Raw genomic sequence first — 18,078 nt, forward strand, 5'->3', positions numbered from 1 at the left:
GCCATGAAATGCTCCGGCCCCAGCCGGCGCTCGGCCGTGTCGAAATAGACGAAGTTGCCGGTGCGAACATTGACCGCACCGACGCTGACCCGGGTCTCGCCGGAGTTCAGCCGGTCGAAATCGACCAGCCGCACCAGCGTGTCGCGCAGCGGGCTGGTGTCGTAGAAGCTGGTGGCGGCGTCGCCGCCGAAGGGCGACAGGAAGGGCGGCGGGAAGCGCGGCTTGAAGAAGCCGGGCTGGCCCTGGAACAGCGCCCGCATCGCCGCCGCCGCGTTGTGGGCCGAGCGCAGGTCGAAGGCGAAGGGCAGCGACTCGGCCAGCCCCTCGCTTGCCGGCCATTCGACCGGGATGGCGCAGATGGTCTCCCAGAACTCGCGAAGCCGGTCGACGCGCTCATCCTCGGGCGATCCGGCGATCACCGCGGTGTTGAGGGCACCGATCGAGATGCCGGCCAGCCAGGTCGGGCGGATGCCGGCCTCGTGCAGCCCTTCATAGACCCCGGCCTGGTAGGCGCCCAGCGCGCCGCCGCCCTGCAGCACCAGGGCGACGACGTCGTAGGGCGGCCGCTCGACCTGCCCCGGGGCGCTGCGCGCCTGCTTCCGTTTCACGCCACGCATTCAGCCTTCTCCTCGGGGCCGGGTCTCCGGCCCCGCACTATAACAGGCGGGGCGCGGCGAACCGTACCCCGGCGTCCTTCAGGCGAGATAGTCGTGCACGACGGTGCCGAGGCCGAGCGTCAGGTCGGCGACCAGATGCTTGGCCGACAGCACCTCCAGCACCGGCAGCTCGGCGATCGGCGCCAGGGCATGCGGGTACAGGTCCAGCGCCGCCGGCCCGGTCCAGGCGCCCTTGATGGTGATGTCCTCGAGATAGTAGCGCACCAGCTCGCAGATCCGCGGGCTGCCGTCGACATGCGGGATGATCTTCAGCAGGAAGTTCGGGGCGGCCAGCCCCTTGGCCTCGGCCGCCAGGTCCAGGGTGCGGTGCTTGTAGCCCATGGTGCCGGTGGCGATGCGGATCGAGCCGTAGTTGAGCGTGCCGACCAGCGTGTCGGTCTCCACCGCCAGGGTCGGCTGGGCCAGCTTCTTGGGGAAGCCCCACAGCTCGCGCCCGCCGGCGATCGGCGGATGGTCGTTCAGGAACATCTGGTGGGTGTAGCCGCCCATCTGGCCCTGGTAGCGCACCGGGATCACCTGGCCGCTCTCGGTATAGTCGCCGAAGCCGGTCGAATCCGGCATGCGGATGAACTCGTAGTTCACCACCGGCTCGACGATCTCCAGCGGCTCCGGCACCACCCGGCGCAGTGCTTCGGGGTCGGTGCGGTAGCGGATGATGAAATACTGGCGGTCGACGAAGCGGTACGGCCCGGGCGGAAAGGCTGGGCTGGTCAGCGGCATGGCGAAGGCGGTCTTCCGCACGGTCTCGGCATCCATGGCACTGCATCCTCGCTGTTGTGCACTGCACAAGACTAGCCGAGCGAAGCGGCGGGAGGAGTCGGAAAGCGCGCCGTTAAGGAAATTTCATGTCCCGGGATACCGGGTGCCGGGGAGGGCGACCGAATGTCTCGCCGAGGGATCAGGAATAGAAGCCTCGTTGACTTGCATCCGACATCGGGGCGTAACATATCGGAAAAAGGAGGGGCTGAACTCACTGTCCAGCTTTAACAGAGGAGCGAGAGATGGCCGTTGCAGAGCGTATCGAAGCGCTTCGGACAAAGCACGCCGCCCTGGATCGCACATTGGAAGAGGCGATCCACCGCCCGCTACCCGACGAAATCGAGATCGTCCGGCTGAAAAAGGAAAAGCTGAGACTGAAGGATGAGATGGCGCGATTGGATCACGCCTGACGGAGAGATCACGGATCTCCGAAATTCCAAAGGGCGGTGCCGGGGGGCGCCGCCCTTGTCGTTTCAGGCCCCGAGTCGCGCCTCAGTCCTCGTGGCTCTCCTCGACCTCTTCGTCGAAGTTGACGGTCGGGGTCGGGATCGCGCCCGGCGGCAGGTTGGCACGGGCCTTGGTCAGGGCCGCATCCAGCTCCATGTAGGAACAAAGGCCCAGCATCACCGGGCTGCGCGGCTTCAGGTTCGGCGAATTCCAGTGGCTCTTGTCGCGGATCGCCTGGATGGTCGGCTTGGTGGTGCCGATCAGCTTGCAGATCTGCGCGTCCGACAGCTCCGGATGCTCCTTCAGCAGATAGGCGATGGCGTCCGGCTTGTCGCCGCGCTTGGTCACCGGCGTGTAGCGCGGGCCCTTGGAGCGGGCGACCGGCTGCGGCATGTCCGACACCGCCATGCGCAGGCGGGCGCTGGGGTCGGCCTGGCACCGGTCGATCTCGGCCTGGGTCAGCTGGCCGTTGACGATCGGGTCCAGCCCGACCATGCCGATCGCGACCTCGCCATCGGCGATCGCCCGGATCTCCAGCTCATGCAGCCCGCAGAAGGCGGAGATCTGGTCGAAGCTGAGCGAGGTGTTCTCGACGAGCCAGACGGCAGTCGCCTTCGGCATCAGCGGTTGCTTGTTCATCCTCTCGGTCTCCTCTGCGCAAAGCGATCCCGCCGCGACCGGCCTTTTGGGGCCGGCCTGTCCTCTCGCACTCGCGCTTAAGGGAGGGGAGCGGGGTCGGCGCGGCGCCGCCCTAAGGTGCTGGACCTAGGGATGTCGCGCCCGCAAGTCAAGCGAGGAGTACGATCTTGCCGACATGCGCGCTCGATTCCATCAGCGCATGGGCCTCGGACGCGCGGGCCAGCGGGAAGGTGGCGTGGATCACCGGCCTGATCTGGCCGGCCTCGATCAGCGGCCAGGCCTCGGCCTTCAGCGCTGCGGCGATGGCGCCCTTCTCGGCCACGCTGCGCGGCCGCAGGGTCGACCCGGTCAGGGTCAACCGCTTGGCCATCACCTTCTGCAGGTCGATCTCGACCTTCGAACCCTTCAGGAAGGCGATGCTGACCTGCCGCCCGTCCACCGCCAGCGCGTCGATGTTGCGGGCGACGTAGTCGCCGCCGACCATGTCGAGGATCAGGTCGACGCCGCGGCCGCCGGTCTTCTCCTTCACCACGGCCAGGAAGTCCTGCTCGCGATAGTCGATCGCGACATCGGCGCCGAGGTCGCGGCAGGCGCGGCACTTCTCGGCGCTGCCGGCGGTGGCGAAGACGGTGGCGCCGCGGGCCTTGGCCAGCTGGATCGCGGTGGTGCCGATGCCGCTGGACCCGCCATGCACCAGGAAGCGCTCGCCCGCCTGCAGCCGGCCGCGGTCGACGACATTGGTCCAGACGGTGAAGAAGGTCTCCGGCAGCCCCGCCGCCTCGGCCGCGGACAGGCCCTTCGGCACCGGCAGGCATTGCGGCGCCGGGGCGACGCAGTACTCGGCATAACCGCCGCCGGCGACCAGGGCGCAGACCGGGTCGCCGACGCTCCAGCCCGAGACGTCCGCGCCAAGGGCGGCGACGGTGCCGGCGACCTCCAGCCCCGGCAGCGGGCTGGCGCCCGGCGGCGGATTGTAGAAGCCGCGGCGCTGCAGCACGTCGGGCCGGTTCACGCCGGCGGCCTCGACCCGGATCAGGATCTCGCCGGCCGCGGGCGACGGCACCGGCAGGGTCGCCGGCTTCAGCACCTCGGGCCCGCCGGGGGCCTCGATCACGATCGTGGTCATGGTCTCGGGAAGGACGCTGGTCATCGGCTCTCGCCCTGTCTACGGGAGGGGCCGGATGATGGCCGAAATGTCATGCAGCCGTCATCCGGGCGTCGGATGGAGCGGCCTAAGGTCGCCCGTCGACAGTGAAGGCGCTCCGGTGCTCACGCTCCGGGCTTGCCGATCCTCGCGCCGCCCGCGAGGATTGTCCATCCGCTGCCGAAGGAGATGGCCGATGGATCCGGAAGATCTCGAACCGCGCCAGCGCAAGGCGCCGCCGAAGCCGCTGGACGGCCTTTCGGTCGCCGAGCTGGAGGAGTATGTCGCCGAGCTCGAGGCGGAGATCACCCGCGCCCGCGGTGTGATCGCCGGAAAGCAGAGCCACAAATCGGCCGCGGATGCGCTGTTCAAGCGCTGAGACAGTGAGCGCCCACGAAGACTCCACCCTCCCGTCATCGTAAGGAACGGACCCATGTTGAAGGGCAAGGTAGCGATCGTCACCGGATCGACCAGCGGCATCGGGCTTGGTATTGCCAAGGTGCTGACCGGTCAGGGCGCGGACATCGTGCTGAACGGCTTCGGCGACGCCGGCGAGATCGAGTCGATCCGCAGCGGCATCGAGCGCGAGCACGGCGTGCGCGCGGTCTACAACGGCGCCGACATGTCGAAGGGCGATGCGGTGCGCGGGCTGATCGCGTCGACGGTCGAGACGCTCGGCCGGGTCGACATCCTGGTGAACAATGCCGGCATCCAGTTCACCGCGCCGGTAGAGGAGTTCCCGGCCGAAAAGTGGGACGCCATCATCGCGATCAATCTGTCGGCGGCGTTCCACGGCATCGCCGCGGCGATCCCGCAGATGAAGAAGCAGGGCTGGGGCCGGATCATCAACATCGCCTCGGCCCACGGCCTGGTGGCGTCGACCCACAAGGCGGCCTATGTCGCGGCCAAACACGGGCTGATCGGGTTGACCAAGGTGGTGGGGCTGGAGAATGCCGGCAACGGCATCACCTGCAACGCCGTGTGCCCGGGATGGGTGCGGACGCCGCTGGTCGAGAAGCAGATCAGCGCGATCGCGGCCGAGAAGGGGATCAGCCAGGAAGAGGCCTCCCGGCAGCTTCTGGGCGAGAAGCAGCCCTCGATGACCTTCGTGACGCCGGAGCAACTGGGCGGCACGGTGGCCTTCCTGTGCTCCGACGCGGCCGAGCAGATCACCGGCACCAGCGTCTCGGTCGACGGCGGCTGGACCGCCCAGTAACCGGCCGTTTTCGCTTGATTGGGGTGCTGCGGGGCGCCCCCTTGAACCGGATTTCATCCTCCCCAGATACAGCATCGTGGCGACGCCCAGACGGGGTCGCCACGATCGCAAACCGCGGCGCGACCATGTGGTGCGCCGCCCAGGTATCGCTCAATGGAGGATATCCATGCGTACTCTTGACCTGTCCCCGCTGTTCCGCTCGACCATCGGCATCGACCGCATGTCGCGGCTTCTCGATTCCGCGCTGCAGTTCGACACCGCGGCGCCGGCCTATCCGCCCTACAACATCGAGAAGACCGGCGAGGACGCCTACCGCATCACCATGGCGGTGGCGGGCTTCGGTGAGGACGACCTCGAGGTCGTGACCTCCGAGAACACCTTGACCGTCCGGGCCAAGGCGACCTCCGACGAGGAGGAGAAGAGCCGGGTCTTCCTGCATCGCGGCATTGCCGGCCGGGCTTTCGAGCGGCGCTTCCAGCTCGCCGACTACATCAAGGTCAGCGGCGCGACGCTCGTGAACGGCCTGCTCAACATCGAGCTGGTCCGCGAGGTGCCGGAGGCGCAGAAGCCCCGCACGGTGAAGATCGCCGTCGGCCCGACCGAGGCGCCGAAGCAGATCGCCGCCTGATCTCCCGGATGGGGCGCCGCCGCTGCGGCAGCGCCCCTCTCCGGAGTGGAGAGACAAAAAAAGAGGGCCGCTTTCTGCGGCCCTCGTTTTTTGAAGCCTCGCCTGCTCAACTCGAGCATTGCGCGACGATAAGAGCCATTTTGCCGCGCCGTCAAGCACTCGTTTGGGTCAGAAAAACCCTTTGTTTTGAAGGGTTTTCAGCTGTTCGCCCGGTTCCGTCGGCCGCCGTGGAATTGCAACAGCGATAAATGATCTTAAAAATGTAATATTTATGGGGGGTTGCCGTCCGGGCTTTAGATCGGATGAAAGCGGGAACGTTACCCGCGTCCGTACCCGGTTCGCTGAAGCGTCACGCGGATTTCATCGAGGATCGCCGGGTCGTCGATGGTCGCCGGCACGGCGAAGGGCAGCGAATCGGCGATCCGGGCCATCATCCCGCGCAGGATCTTGCCCGAACGGGTCTTCGGCAGGCGGTCCACGATCATCGCCGTCTTGAACACGGCGACCGGGCCGATCTGGTCACGCACCCGCTGCACCGCCTCGGCCGCGATGGCCTCATGCGGCCGCGCCACCCCCGCCTTCAGCACCAGGAAGCCCAGCGGCACCTGGCCCTTCAGCGCGTCCGCCGCGCCGATCACGGCGCATTCCGCCACATCCGGATGCCCGGCCAGCACCTCCTCGATCTGCCCGGTCGACAGGCGATGGCCGGCGACGTTGATGACGTCGTCGGTCCGGCTCATCACGAAAACATAGCCGTCCTCGTCGATATAGCCGGCGTCGCCGGTGGTGTAGAAGCCGGGATGGGCCGTCAGATAGGCGCTGCGGAACCGCGCCTCGGCCTGCCACAGGGTGGGGGCCGCGCCGGGCGGCATCGGCAGGCGGATGGCGAGGTCGCCGATCTCGCCCGCGGCCAGGCCCTGCCCGTCCGGCCCCAGCACCCGCACGTCCCAGCCCGGCATCGGCCGGGTCGGCGATCCCGGCTTCACCGGCATCGGCTCCAGCCCCAGCGGGTCGGCGCAGATCGCCCAGCCGGTCTCGGTCTGCCACCAATGGTCGACCACCGGCACGCCCAGCAGGCCCTGGGCCCAGGTCAGCGTGTCGGGGTCGCAGCGCTCGCCGGCCAGGAACAGGGCGCGGAACCGGGACAGATCATATTTGGCCAGCAGCCCGCCCTGCGGGTCCTCGCGCTTGATCGCCCGGAAGGCGGTCGGGGCGGTGAACAGCACGCTGACGCCGTGATCGGCGATCACCCGCCAGAAGGCGCCGGCGTCGGGTGTGCCGACCGGCTTGCCCTCGTACAGCACCGTGGTGCAGCCGGCCAGCAGCGGTGCGTAGACGATGTAGGAGTGCCCCACCGCCCAGCCGATGTCGGAGGCGGCCCAGTACACCTCGCCGGCCTTGACGCCATAGACCGCGCCCATGGTCCGGGCCAGGGCCACGGCATGGCCGCCATTGTCGCGCACGATGCCCTTGGGCTGCCCGGTGGTGCCGGAGGTGTACAGGATGTAGAGCGGGTCGGTCGCCGCCACCGGAACGCAGGCCGCCGGCTGGGCCGTGTCCTCCAGCGCCGCCCAGTCATGGTCGCGGCCGGGAATCATCGCCGCCTCGCATTGCGGCCGCTGCAGCACCACCGTCGCCGGCACCTTGTGCTTGGCCAGGCCCAGGGCGGCGTCGAGCAGCGGCTTGTAGGCGATCACCCGCGTCACCTCGATGCCGCAGGAGGCGGTGACGACCAGCTTCGGCGTGCAGTCGTCGATCCGCGACGCCAGCTCGGGCGCAGCGAAGCCGCCGAACACCACGGAATGCACGGCGCCCAGCCGGGCGCAGGCCAGCATGGCGATCACCGCCTCGGGCACCATCGGCATGTAGACCACCACGCGGTCGCCGGGGCCGACGCCCAGGGCCCGCATCGCGCCGGCGAAGCGGGCGACGCGGTCGGTCAACTCGGCATAGGTGAAGCGGCGCACCGTGCCGGTGACCGGGCTGTCGTAAATCAGGGCGACGCGGTCGCCATGGCCGGCGGCGACGTGGCGGTCCAGCGCGTTGTGGCAGGTGTTCAGCCTGGCGCCCGTGAACCAGCGGTAAAGGGGCGCGTTGCTGTCGTCCAGTACCCGGTCCCAGCGCCGGTCCCAATCGATCGCGGCGGCGGCCTCGCCCCAGAACCCCTCGGGGTCGTCGAGCGCGCGGCGATAGGCCTCGGCATAGGCACCCATGGCGTCCTCCCGGAACTTTGTTGCCGCAAGCCTAGCGCCGTGGAGCTCTCGCGGCGAGAGGGCGATGCCAGGGCTGTGCCCTCGGTGTCGCGTTCCGGCCACCGCCGGCCGCGGCGGGCGGAGCCCGATCCCGCCGTTCCGCTGCACGCTGGGCGGTGCCAGAATGTCTCCGCACCAGGGGGCCCGACGATGCCGCACGCCTACGACACCGATCTCGACCGCAACCCGGCCAACTACGTGCCGCTGACGCCAATCTCCTTCCTCGGCCGCGCTGCATTGGCCCATCCGGACCGCACGGCCGTCGTGTATGGCGAGGTGAAGCGGAGCTGGCGCGAGACGGCGGAGCGCTGCCGCCGCCTGGCCTCTGCCCTGTCGCGCCGGGGCATCGGCAAGAACGATACGGTCGCGGTGATGGCGCCGAACATCCCGGAGACGTTCGAGGCGACCTATGGCGTGCCGATGGCCGGCGCGGTGCTGTGCGCCCTCAACACCCGGCTCGACGCCGCCGCCATCGCCTTCCAGCTGCGCCATTCCGAGACAAAGGTCCTGCTGGCCGACCGCGAATACGGCCCGGTGGTGCGGGCGGCGCTGGCGCAGCTCGACGCGCCGCCGCTGGTGGTCGACATCGTCGACCCGGCCTGCACCGACGGCCCGGTGGGGGGCCTGACCTATGACGAATTCCTGGCCGAGGGCGACCCGGCCTGGGCCGGCGTGATGCCCGGCGACGAATGGGACGCGATCGCGCTGAACTACACCTCCGGCACCACCGGCGACCCGAAGGGCGTGGTGACCCATCATCGCGGCGCCTATCTCAACGCCCTCGGCAACGTCGTCACCTGGGCCCTGCCGCACCATCCGGTCTATCTCTGGACCCTGCCGATGTTCCACTGCAACGGCTGGTGCTTCCCCTGGACGATCACGGCGATGGCCGGCACCCATGTCTGCCTGCGCCGGGTGGCGGCGCGGGAGATCTATGCCGCCATCGCCGATCATGGCGTCACCCATCTGTGCGGCGCGCCGATCGTCATGGGCATGCTGCTGAACGCCCCTGAGAGCGAGCGGCGCGACTTCCCGCAGGCGGTGCAGATGATGACCGCGGCCTCGCCGCCGCCGGCGGCGGTGCTGGAGGGCATGGCCCGGCTCGGCATCAAGGTCACCCATGTCTACGGCCTGACCGAGGTCTACGGCCCGGCCGTGGTCTGCGACTGGAAGCCGGAATGGGACGATCTCCCGGCGGGGGAGCAGGCGCGGCTGAAGTCGCGCCAAGGCCTGCCCTATGTGGTGCAGGAAGGGCTGATGGTGGCCGACCCCGACACCCTGGCGCCGGTGCCCGCCGATGGCGAGACGCTGGGCGAGGTGTTCATGCGCGGCAACATTACTATGAAGGGGTATCTGAAGAACCCCTCGGCCACCGCCAAGGCCTTCGCCGGCGGCTGGTTCCACACCGGCGATCTCGGCGTCATGCACGCGGACGGCTATATCGAGCTGAAGGATCGGTCGAAGGACATCATCATCTCCGGCGGCGAGAACATCTCGACCATCGAGGTCGAGGGCGTGCTGTACCGCCACCCGGCGGTGCTGGAGGCGGCGGTGGTGGCGCGGCCGGACGAGAAATGGGGCGAGACGCCTTGCGCCTTCGTCACCCTGCGCCCGGGGGCCAAGGCGACGGCGGCGGAGATCATCGCCTTCACGCGCCAGCACTTAGCCCATTTCAAATGCCCGAAGACGGTGGCGTTCGGCGACCTGCCCAAGACCTCCACCGGCAAGATCCAGAAATTCGTGCTGCGCGACCGCGCGCGGGGGCTGTAGGCGGGCTCGGCGGGTCTTGACCGCCGGCCGCCGGTCCATCCAACTGCGGTGACCATCATGTTTGCCGCAGGGGGAAGGATATGACCCGTTCGAACGATCGGCCGGACCGACGCGCGGTCCTGGCCGGGCTCGCGGCGCTGCCGCTGGTGCCGGCGCCGGGATGGGCTGCGACTCCGTCGGCCCCACGGGTCGTGATCTCGACTGCGCTCGGGGATTTCACGGTCGAGGTCTATCCCGACCGCGCCCCGCTCTCCGCCGCCGACTTCCTGGCCTATGTCGACCGTGGGCTGCTCGACAACCAGTCCGTCTATCGCATCGTCTCGATGGCCAACCAGCCCGACACCGTGCGCGCCAAGATCGAGGTGATCCAGTTCGGCTGGCGCGCGCCCGACGGCAATGACGACGCGCCGCCGCCGCTGCCCCCGATCGCGCATGAGCCGACCAGCGTCACCGGGCTGCGGCATAAGGACGGCACGCTGTCGATGGCGCGGCTGGCGCCCGGGACGGCCAGCAACGCCTTCTTCATCTGCATCGGCGACCAGCCGGAGCTGGATTTCGGCGGCCGCCGCAACCCCGACGGCCAAGGCTTTGCCGCCTTCGGCCAAGTGGTCGACGGCATGGATGTAGTGCGGAAGATTTTTGCCAAGGCCGAGGCGGATGACCGCCTGGCCTCGCCGATCCCGATTCTCAAGGCCCGCCGGCTGCCCTGACCGGGGCTTCCGGTTACCTGGCCGCCGCGGCCTCGACGCAGCGGCGGATGCCCTCGGCATAGGGCGTCTTGCGGACCGGGCCGATCAGGGCCTGCAGCGCGCTGTCATCCATGATCACCGGGTCGGTCTGCAGATAATGCATCTCGACCAGTTCGCGCATCAGCGGGTCGAACAGCCCGGCCAGGCGCAGCATGGTCTTGCCGGCGACCATCAGCCTCGGCGTGCGGCCGGACGCGGCGAAGGCCAGGGCCGCCGCCTCGCGCTGGGTGTTGGTGCCGGGGCCGGCCAGGTGCCAGACCCGGCCCCAGACCTCTTCCCGTGCCGTCAGGGCCGTGACCACCGGGCCGATATCGGGGACGAAGGCGAATTCATGCGGCCGGTCGATCGGGCCGATCATCTTTGCCCGCCGGCCCGTCGCAGCGGCCTGGAACAGGTCGTGCAGCAGGCTGCGATCCACCCCCGGGCCATAGAAATCCGGCAGGCGCAGCACCGCGCCGCGGATCCGGCCGGCGGCATCCGCCTCCAGGACCAAATCCTCCTGCGCCTTGCGCATCCGGCCCTTGAAGGTGTGCGGCTCGCGCGGATGGTCCTCGCGCACCGGCAAGGTCCGGGGCCGGCCATAGGGATAGACCGTGCCGATCAGCAGCAGCCGGGCCACGCCCTCGGCCACAGCGCCGTCCAGCACCTGGCGCATCACCACCGGATGCTGCCGGAACTGGTGATAGGGCACGCCGACCAGATGCACGATCGTGTCCATGCCGCGGGCGGCGGCGCGGACCGACTCCGGGTCGTCCGGATCCCAGGTCGCGATCTCGGCCAGCGGGTCGGCGCCGAACTCCCGCTCCAGCGCCGGGCGCGACCGCCCGACCACGCGATAGGGCCGGCCTTCCGCCCGCAGCGCCGCGGCGATGCTGCGGCCGACGGCGCCGGCCGCGCCGAACAACGCAATCCCACTCATCCGGACGTCTCCATGAACGTCGATCTGTTAATGAACAATGTTCATTGAACAGCGTTCATATACGCGTTGACGCCGGCCGGGTCAATCGGCCAGCATCCGGCATGGGCACGATGGAACGACGGGCGCGCGACAAGGCGGCGCTGCGCGGGCGCATCCTCGACGCGGCGCGCGAGATCGCGCTGCGCGAGGGATTCGAGGGGCTGACCATGCGCAAGCTGGCGGCTGCGGTGGAATACGCGCCGGGCACGATCTACCTGCATTTCGCCGGCCGCGACGCGATCGCGCGCGAGCTGTGCCTGGAAGGCTATCAGGCGCTGTGGACGGAGCTGGAGCCGGCGGCGGGCATCGCCGATCCGCGCGCCCGGCTGGCTGCGCTGGCCCGGGCCTTCGTCGGCTTCGGGCTGCAGCAGCGCGAGACCTATCGGCTGATCCTGATGGAGGAGCCGAAGCTGCTCGATGAGATCTATCGGAACCGGCCGATCGACGACCCGGACGGCCCCGGCACGCGCGCCTTCCTGGCGCTGGTGCAGGCCTTCGCCGATCTCGGCGCGGCGGCGCCGGACCGGCGGGCCGAGGTGTTCCTGGCGACACTGCACGGCATCGTCAGCCTGAAGCTGACCTGCGACCGCTTCCTGCGCACCCCGGCCGATGACCTGGTCGAGGGGGCGCTGGAGCGGGAACTGGCCGGCTGAGAGCTAGCGCGGCCGTTCCGCCAGGACGGCCGGCGCCGGTGCGGTGTCCGCCTCCACCGCCGCCAGGTCGGTGCCGCGGGTCTCGCGCGACAGCAGCACGCACAGGATGCCGGGCACCGCCATAAGCGCGGCGTAGATCGCGACGGATTGCGGCGTGCCGGTCCAGCCCAAGAGGGCGGTGCCGATCAGCGGCGCCACCGACCCGCCGACCACCGAGGCGACCTGGTAGCTGACCGACATGGCGGTGTAGCGCACCCGGGTCGGGAACAGTTCGGTGAACCAGGCCGACATGCTGCCGACGATGATGCCGTGGCAGGTCAGGGTCAGCAGCGTCACCCGCAGCACCGTCTCCGGCGCCGTGCCGGGCGGCAGGGTGAACAGCCACGCCGCGGCGCCGATGCCGGCGATCAGGCCCAGCAGCATCACCGGCCGCCGGCCGACGACGTCGGACACCCAGGCCGCCGCCATGATCACCGCGACCTCCAGGATCGAGCCCCAGAACAGCGCGTCGGACCCGACGCCGCGGGCGAGGTTCAGAAACTGCACCACCAGCACCAGGAAGAAGGTGGTGAACAGGTAGAACAGCGTGTTCTCCGCCGCCTTCACCAGGAACACCTGGCCCATCGGCCGCCAGTGGCTGCGCAGCGCCTCGGCCAGCGGCGCCGCCGGCACCGCGCGGCGCTGGGCCGCCAGCTCGGCGAAGACGGGCGATTCCTCGATCCGCCGCCGCACCCACAGGCCCAGCAGCACCAGCACGATCGAGAACAGGAAGGGCAGGCGCCAGGCCCATTCGGCGAAGCCGGCCTCGCCGTAATGCGCGGTCAGGGCGCCGATGGTGGCGGCGGCCAGGACATTGGCCGCCGGGCCGCCGATCATCGGGAAGCTGGTCCAGAAGCCGCGCCGCCTGCCGGGCATGGATTCGGCGACGATCAGCAGGGCGCCGGTGGCCTCGCCGCCGACGGCGATGCCCTGCAGCACGCGCAGGGTGACCAGCAGGATCGGCGCCAGCACCCCGGCGGTGGCATAGGTCGGCAGAAGGCCCATGGCGAAGGTGGCGGCGCCCATCATCAGCAGGCTGACCACCAGCGCGTTCTTGCGGCCGATGCGGTCGCCCAGCGCGCCGAACAGGATGCCGCCCAGCGGCCGGGCCAGGAAGCCGATGGCGAAGGTGCCCAGCACCGCCATGGTTCCCGCCAGCCGGTCCTCGCCCGGGAAGAACGCCTTGTCGAACACCAGCACGGCGCAGAAGGCAAAGATGAAGAAGTCGTACCACTCGATGATGGTGCCGACGGCGCTGGCGAACAGTAGGCGCACGCGCTCCGCGATCGAGGTCGTCTGGGCCATGGATCCTCCCCTCATCCTTTGGTTTCGGCAGTCCACCCCTGCCGTGCGCCGGGCTTGCCGCCGCCGCTTCCTTGCGTATGGTCGGACATTCCGTCGGCCGCGCCCGTCGCGCGGCGGCCGGATTGTCTTGAAGGAAAAATCAATCTCGTTTCATATGAAACGAATGTCAAGCGGGCGGGGAGGCCGGCGATGCGGGACCAGGCGGTGCGGACGGCGCAGTTCGATCTCGAGGCGTTCCTGCCCTATGAGCTGTCGGTGGTCAGCAACCGGGTCAGCCGCACCTTCGCCCGGCGCTATGCCGATGCCTTCGGCCTCAGCATCCCGGAATGGCGGGTGATGGCGATGGTGGGCCGCTACGCGCCCCTGTCGTCGAACCAGATCTGCGAGCGCACGGCGATGGACAAGGCCAAGGTCAGCCGCGCCGTCAGCCGCCTGATCGCGGCCGGCTATCTCAGCCGCGGCACCCACCCCGCCGACCAGCGGCTGATCCAGCTCGACTTCACCGGCGCTGGCCGCGGGGTCTACGATTCGATCGTGCCGCTGGCGCAGGAGATCGAGGCCGAGCTGATGGCCGCCTTCGAGCCCGGCGAGCGCGAGCTGCTGCGCCGCCTGCTGCGCAAGCTCGACTCGCGCGTCTCCAGCCTCGGCACGCCGCCCGACGCGGCCGGGGAGGATTAGCCCAGGTCCTTCTCCGCCAGCTCGCGGAAGGCGTCGGGGACCGAGCGGGCGCCGCCGAGCGCCACCGAGCCGTAGCCGACCGCGTCCCAGCCGAAGCGCTCGCGGATGCGGTCGACCGCCCGGTCGGCCAGCCAGCGTGCATTGCCCTTGCGGCTGCCGGGCCGCCGCCGCTCGTCGGCCAACCCCAGCGGCAGGTCCAGCTGCATTGCCGGCTCGTGCTCCAGATGCGAGACGGAGATCGCCAGCAGCGAGATGAAGCGCTCCCGCGGATGGTCGGCCAGCACAGCACGCACCAGCTCCTCCGCGATCTCGGCCAGGATCGTGGTGGCGGAGACCGGAGCGTCCAGCGTCACCGAGCGGGTGACGGCATGCAGGTCGGCGAAGCGGACCCGCACCGTCACCGTCCGGCCGGGGCGGGACTTGGCGCGCAGCCGCGTGGCCACCCGGTCCGCCAGATGCCGCAGCGTCGGCACGAACACCCGCTCCTCGGCCGGCTTGCGGCCCAGCGCCGACTGGGCGCCGGCCGATTGCGCCCGGCGATGGGTGCGCACCTCGCGCGGGTCGCGGTTCCAGGCCAGCGCCGCCAGCTTCTCCCCGGCCGCATGGCCGAGCAGCCGTTCGAGCGACCGGCCGGGCGTCTCCGCCAACTGGCCGATGGTGTGGATGCCGCTGTCGGCCAGCCGCGCCTTGCTGACCGGGCCGACGCCCCACATCAGCTCCACCGGCAAATCGTGCAGGAAGGCCAGCTCGGCCGCCGGGTCGACGACCACCAGCCCGTCCGGCTTGGCCACCTGCGAGGCGATCTTGGCCAAGTGCTTGGTGCGCGCGACGCCGATCGAGATCGGCAGCCCCAGCTCCGCCCGCACCCGGTGGCGGATGGCGGCGGCGATCTCGGCCGGCGGGCCGAACAGATGGGTGCAGCCGGCGACGTCGGCGAAGGCCTCGTCGATCGAGATCCGCTCGACCAGCGGCGTGAAGTCGCCCAGCACCCCGATCGCGGCGTCGCCCAGCCGCTGGTATTCCTTGAAATGGCCGCCGACGAAGATCAGCCCCGGGCACAGCTCCCGCGCCCGGCGGCCGGGCATGCCGCCGCGCACGCCATAGGCCTTGGCCTCATAGGACGCGGCCAGCACCACCCCGCCGCCGACCGCGATCGGCCTGCCGCGCAGCGCCGGGTCCAGCAGCTGCTCCACCGACGCGTAGAACGCGTCCAGATCGGCATGGAGAATGGTGGCGTCCATCGCGCCGGCGGTCCGCGGCGTTGTTCCGGATAGGAACAAATATGGAACAAATCTACGAAATGATCAAGCTGGCCGGTTGTCGGATGCGGGGAACGACTGCCCTCATCCTCCTTTGTCATTGCCGGGCTTGACCCGGCAATCCAGGGGCCACCGAGAGCGGCTCTTGAAAGCCCCTGGATCCTCGGGTCAAGCCCGAGGATGACAATGAAGGGTGTCGTTTGTCCCTTTCGTCCACCCTCACGGATGCAGCGACAGCCCCTTCAGCACGCGGTCGACATCCTTGCGGTCCTCATGCATGGCGAAGCCGACCAGGTCCAGCGCGTCGCCCGGCACCGCCTTGACCGCGGCGCGGTTGGCCTCGTCATACCCCGTGGCGAACAGCTCGGCGGTGTAGATGGCGATGCGCAGGTTGCGGGCCAGAGCCCGGGCATGCGCCGCCTTCAGCACCTCCGCCGGGCCGGCGAAGACCAGCACCGGTTGCCGAAACATCGGCAGGTACAGGTTGCCGGAGCCGTCCTCATAGGGCGCGCCGACCAGCTCCGGCTTCGTGCCGGCCAGGCCGCTGACGGTGAAGGCGGCCACGTTCAGCTTCTGCCAGACCGGCAGGTCCTCGCGCAACGCGACGGCGATCTTGGTGTCGAACCGCATGCATCCTCCTCAAACACCCCCGTCATCCCCGCGGAAGCGGGGATCTCACTGGAATCCCGAAGAGATTCCCGCTTGCGCGGGAATGACGGAGAGGGAATGCACGCAAGCTATTCAACGGCGGCCCCGCCCGGCTTGTACGATCGTGCTGTGGCGGCGGCCCCCGGTGCGGCCTAGGATACGGCCATGGACAGCGGTGAATGGGTCACGCTCGGGCTGGACCGGCGCTTCGGCGTCGAGCGCTTCCGCGCCCATTTCACCGCCCATTGCTATGAGCGGCACGCGCACGAGACCTATGCCATCGGCCTGACCGAGGAAGGGTCGCAGAGCTTTCATTGCCGCGGCGCCACGCACCGTACCCGGCCGGGATCGATCATCACCTTCAACCCGACCGAGATCCATGACGGCCATGCGACCAATGCCGAGGGCTTCCTGTACCGGATGCTCTATGTGGCGCCGGAGACAGTGGCGGCCGTGCTCGACGACGCCGGCATCCGTCCGCCCTGGGCGCTGGCCTTCCCGAATATCCTGTCGGAGGATCCGGTCCTCGCCTCGCTGATCGCCCGCACCGCCGACGCCTTCGCCGAGCCGGGGGCGACGCTGGCGCGGTCCGAGGCGCTGGCGGCGATGGTGGTAGGCCTGGCCCGCCGCCAGGCCGGGGCGCCGGCCCCCGGCCTGTCCCGTCCCGCCGACACGGCGCTGGCGCGGGCGCGCGACCATCTGCACGCCCATATGGGCGAGGACATCACGGCGGAGGACTTGGCGGCCGTGGCCGGGTTGAGCCGGTTCCACCTGTCCCGTGCCTTCACCCGCCGCTACGGCGCGGCGCCGGCGACCTATCTGCGCTGGATCCGGCTGGAGCGGGCGAAGCGGATGCTGGCGGCGGGCGAGGCCCCGGCCCAGGTGGCGGCGGCCACCGGCTTCACCGACCAGGCCCACCTGACCCGCCGCTTCAAGGGCGCCTACGGCATCACCCCCGGCGCATTCCAGCGGGCCGCGCGAGGGGCGAGCCCCGGCCTTTAGCCCGGCTTGCAGCAGCCGGACAGCAGCCGGTCGCCATCGAAGACCGCGATCTCGTAGACGAAGCCGCCCTCGCCGTCCGACATGTCCTCGACGCAGGCGTTGTTGATGATGACGGCGCGGAGGGAGCCTCCGGGGCCGAAGGTCGCGCCCGCCATCAGCGTCGTGTTCCGGCTGGGCTGCAGCGTGTAGCGGGAGGACAGCTCCCGGCCGTCGCCATCGGAGAACCGGGCCTTCCCGCCGGCATCCAGGGTCAGGCTCCAGAATGGCTCGGACCCGCCGCAGGACAAGGGCGCGGCCGGTGTCTCGGCCGGCGGCGCGGCCCAGGCGGCCGTCGAGGCCAGAAGGGCGACGCCGGCGGCGAGCATGACGGCGGCAGGTCTCATGGCGCATCCCCTCGCAAACACGGTTCCGATCGATACGGCCCGAGGAATGCGGCGAGATTGCGCCGGCTACGCGCCCGCCAGCCCAAGCCGCGCCACCACCTCCTCGGCGATCGACAGGCTCGAGGTCAGGCCCGGGCTCTCGATGCCGAACAGGTTGACCAGGCCGGGCACGCCATGCCCCTCCCGCCCCTGGATCACGAAATCCGCGGCGGCGGCGCCGGGCGGGGTGATCTTCGGGCGGATGCCGGAATAGTCCGGCTGCAGAGCCCCGTCCGGCAGCGCCGGCCAGTAGCGGCGGATGGCGGCGTAGAAGCTCTCCGCCCGCGCCGGGTCGACCCGGTAATCCACCTCCTCGACCCATTCGACATCGGGGCCGAAGCGCACCCGGCCGCCCAGGTCGATCGTGGCATGGGTGCCCAGGCCGCCGGGAACCGGCACCGGGTAGATCAGGTGGCGGAAGGGCGGGCGGCCGGACAGGCCGAAATAGTTGCCCTTGGCCAGGAAGGGCTGCGGCACCGCGGCCTCCGGCACCCCGGCGATGCGGCGGGCGACCGCCGGCGCCGATAGGCCGGCCGAGTTCACCACCCGGCGGGCCAGCAGCTCCATGCCGCCCTCCTCGGTGGCGACCTGCAGGTGCAGCCCGTCGGGCGTGACCGCCGCGGACTCCAGCCGGCTGTGATAGGCGATCATCGCGCCGCCGGCCTCGGCGTCGCCCAGCAGCGCCAGCATGAAGCCGTGGCTGTCGACGATGCCGGTGGACGGCGACAACAGCGCCGCGGTGCAGGCGACCTCCGGCTCCAGCGCCCGCGCCTCGTCCGCGGTCTGCGGCCGCATGGCGTCGTCCTCGCCTGTCTGGCCGTTGTCCCGTGCCG

Annotated in this window: 20 protein-coding genes; 9 read left to right on the plus strand and 11 right to left on the minus strand. The window is 70.0% G+C overall.

Going from position 1 to position 18,078, the window contains the following annotated elements; all coding sequences use genetic code 11:
* Positions 1–617: patatin-like phospholipase family protein (locus ABDW35_RS13395; RefSeq protein ID WP_343714367.1), on the minus strand; the 617-nt coding region annotated here is incomplete at its 3' end.
* 78 nt (positions 618–695) lie between these two features.
* Entirely contained in the window at positions 696–1,433 is a 738-nt protein-coding gene (locus ABDW35_RS13400) for an acetoacetate decarboxylase (protein WP_343714368.1), read from the minus strand.
* Between the two features lie 245 nt (positions 1,434–1,678).
* Between ABDW35_RS13400 and ABDW35_RS13405 the strand changes: the two genes are divergently transcribed.
* Positions 1,679–1,846 carry a YdcH family protein gene (locus ABDW35_RS13405; protein WP_343714369.1) on the plus strand — a complete coding sequence of 56 codons (168 nt, stop codon included), beginning with the start codon at positions 1,679–1,681 and terminating at the stop codon, positions 1,844–1,846.
* Positions 1,847–1,928: 82 nt separating this feature from the next.
* Here ABDW35_RS13405 and ABDW35_RS13410 read toward each other — a convergent pair whose 3' ends face one another.
* Positions 1,929–2,522 (minus strand): DUF1013 domain-containing protein, encoded by a 594-nt coding sequence (locus ABDW35_RS13410; RefSeq protein WP_343714370.1) that lies wholly within the window; start codon positions 2,520–2,522, stop codon positions 1,929–1,931.
* A gap of 148 nt (positions 2,523–2,670) precedes the next feature.
* Positions 2,671–3,672 (minus strand): NAD(P)H-quinone oxidoreductase, encoded by a 1,002-nt coding sequence (locus ABDW35_RS13415; protein WP_343714371.1) that lies wholly within the window; start codon positions 3,670–3,672, stop codon positions 2,671–2,673.
* A 190-nt stretch (positions 3,673–3,862) separates the two neighbouring features.
* Here ABDW35_RS13415 and ABDW35_RS13420 point away from each other — a divergent pair, with 190 nt between their 5' ends.
* From ABDW35_RS13420 to ABDW35_RS13430, 3 genes are all read left to right on the plus strand, one after another.
* Positions 3,863–4,045 carry a DUF1192 domain-containing protein gene (locus ABDW35_RS13420; RefSeq protein WP_343714372.1) on the plus strand — a complete coding sequence of 61 codons (183 nt, stop codon included), beginning with the start codon at positions 3,863–3,865 and terminating at the stop codon, positions 4,043–4,045.
* Positions 4,046–4,099: 54 nt separating this feature from the next.
* Complete coding sequence (locus ABDW35_RS13425) at positions 4,100–4,882, plus strand: 3-hydroxybutyrate dehydrogenase (protein WP_343714373.1); 783 nt, start codon at positions 4,100–4,102, stop codon at positions 4,880–4,882.
* A 166-nt stretch (positions 4,883–5,048) separates the two neighbouring features.
* A complete protein-coding gene (locus tag ABDW35_RS13430; protein WP_343714374.1) occupies positions 5,049–5,510 on the plus strand; it encodes an Hsp20 family protein in 462 nt (153 codons plus the stop codon).
* Positions 5,511–5,827: 317 nt separating this feature from the next.
* Here the strand turns inward: ABDW35_RS13430 and ABDW35_RS13435 are convergent, their stop codons facing one another.
* Positions 5,828–7,723 (minus strand): propionyl-CoA synthetase, encoded by a 1,896-nt coding sequence (locus ABDW35_RS13435; RefSeq protein WP_343714375.1) that lies wholly within the window; start codon positions 7,721–7,723, stop codon positions 5,828–5,830.
* 189 nt (positions 7,724–7,912) lie between these two features.
* On the opposite strand from ABDW35_RS13435, the gene ABDW35_RS13440 reads away from it, so the two are divergent.
* Both ABDW35_RS13440 and ABDW35_RS13445 read left to right on the plus strand, forming a co-directional pair.
* Positions 7,913–9,532 carry an acyl-CoA synthetase gene (locus tag ABDW35_RS13440; RefSeq protein WP_343714376.1) on the plus strand — a complete coding sequence of 540 codons (1,620 nt, stop codon included), beginning with the start codon at positions 7,913–7,915 and terminating at the stop codon, positions 9,530–9,532.
* Between the two features lie 80 nt (positions 9,533–9,612).
* Positions 9,613–10,242 (plus strand): peptidylprolyl isomerase, encoded by a 630-nt coding sequence (locus ABDW35_RS13445; protein WP_343714377.1) that lies wholly within the window; start codon positions 9,613–9,615, stop codon positions 10,240–10,242.
* A 13-nt stretch (positions 10,243–10,255) separates the two neighbouring features.
* Here the strand turns inward: ABDW35_RS13445 and ABDW35_RS13450 are convergent, their stop codons facing one another.
* Entirely contained in the window at positions 10,256–11,200 is a 945-nt protein-coding gene (locus ABDW35_RS13450; RefSeq protein WP_343714378.1) for an NAD-dependent epimerase/dehydratase family protein, read from the minus strand.
* A gap of 110 nt (positions 11,201–11,310) precedes the next feature.
* Between ABDW35_RS13450 and ABDW35_RS13455 the strand changes: the two genes are divergently transcribed.
* A complete protein-coding gene (locus ABDW35_RS13455) occupies positions 11,311–11,892 on the plus strand; it encodes a helix-turn-helix domain-containing protein (protein ID WP_343714379.1) in 582 nt (193 codons plus the stop codon).
* Between the two features lie 3 nt (positions 11,893–11,895).
* On the opposite strand, the gene ABDW35_RS13460 is transcribed toward ABDW35_RS13455, so the two are convergent.
* Positions 11,896–13,236, minus strand: coding sequence for an MFS transporter (locus tag ABDW35_RS13460; protein ID WP_343714380.1), 1,341 nt, complete (start codon positions 13,234–13,236; stop codon positions 11,896–11,898).
* Positions 13,237–13,425: 189 nt separating this feature from the next.
* Here ABDW35_RS13460 and ABDW35_RS13465 point away from each other — a divergent pair, with 189 nt between their 5' ends.
* Positions 13,426–13,914 (plus strand): MarR family winged helix-turn-helix transcriptional regulator, encoded by a 489-nt coding sequence (locus tag ABDW35_RS13465; protein ID WP_343714381.1) that lies wholly within the window; start codon positions 13,426–13,428, stop codon positions 13,912–13,914.
* Here the strand turns inward: ABDW35_RS13465 and dinB are convergent.
* Positions 13,911–15,155 carry a DNA polymerase IV gene (dinB, locus tag ABDW35_RS13470; protein WP_343714382.1) on the minus strand — a complete coding sequence of 415 codons (1,245 nt, stop codon included), beginning with the start codon at positions 15,153–15,155 and terminating at the stop codon, positions 13,911–13,913. The genes ABDW35_RS13465 and dinB overlap by 4 nt on opposite strands.
* Positions 15,156–15,392: 237 nt before the next feature.
* Positions 15,393–15,803, minus strand: coding sequence for a DUF2000 domain-containing protein (locus ABDW35_RS13475; RefSeq protein ID WP_343714383.1), 411 nt, complete (start codon positions 15,801–15,803; stop codon positions 15,393–15,395).
* A gap of 183 nt (positions 15,804–15,986) precedes the next feature.
* On the opposite strand from ABDW35_RS13475, the gene ABDW35_RS13480 reads away from it, so the two are divergent.
* The gene (locus tag ABDW35_RS13480) at positions 15,987–16,823 is read left to right on the plus strand and encodes an AraC family transcriptional regulator (protein ID WP_343714384.1); all 837 of its coding nucleotides are present in this window, start codon (positions 15,987–15,989) and stop codon (positions 16,821–16,823) included.
* On the opposite strand, the gene ABDW35_RS13485 is transcribed toward ABDW35_RS13480, so the two are convergent.
* Entirely contained in the window at positions 16,820–17,206 is a 387-nt protein-coding gene (locus ABDW35_RS13485; protein WP_343714385.1) for a hypothetical protein, read from the minus strand. The genes ABDW35_RS13480 and ABDW35_RS13485 overlap by 4 nt on opposite strands.
* 66 nt (positions 17,207–17,272) lie before the next feature.
* The coding region (locus ABDW35_RS13490; protein WP_343714386.1) for an FAD-dependent oxidoreductase at positions 17,273–18,078 on the minus strand (806 nt) is incomplete at its 5' end.

The sequence above is a fragment of the Inquilinus sp. genome (genome assembly GCF_039594555.1).
GTDB lineage: Bacteria > Pseudomonadota > Alphaproteobacteria > DSM-16000 > Inquilinaceae > Inquilinus.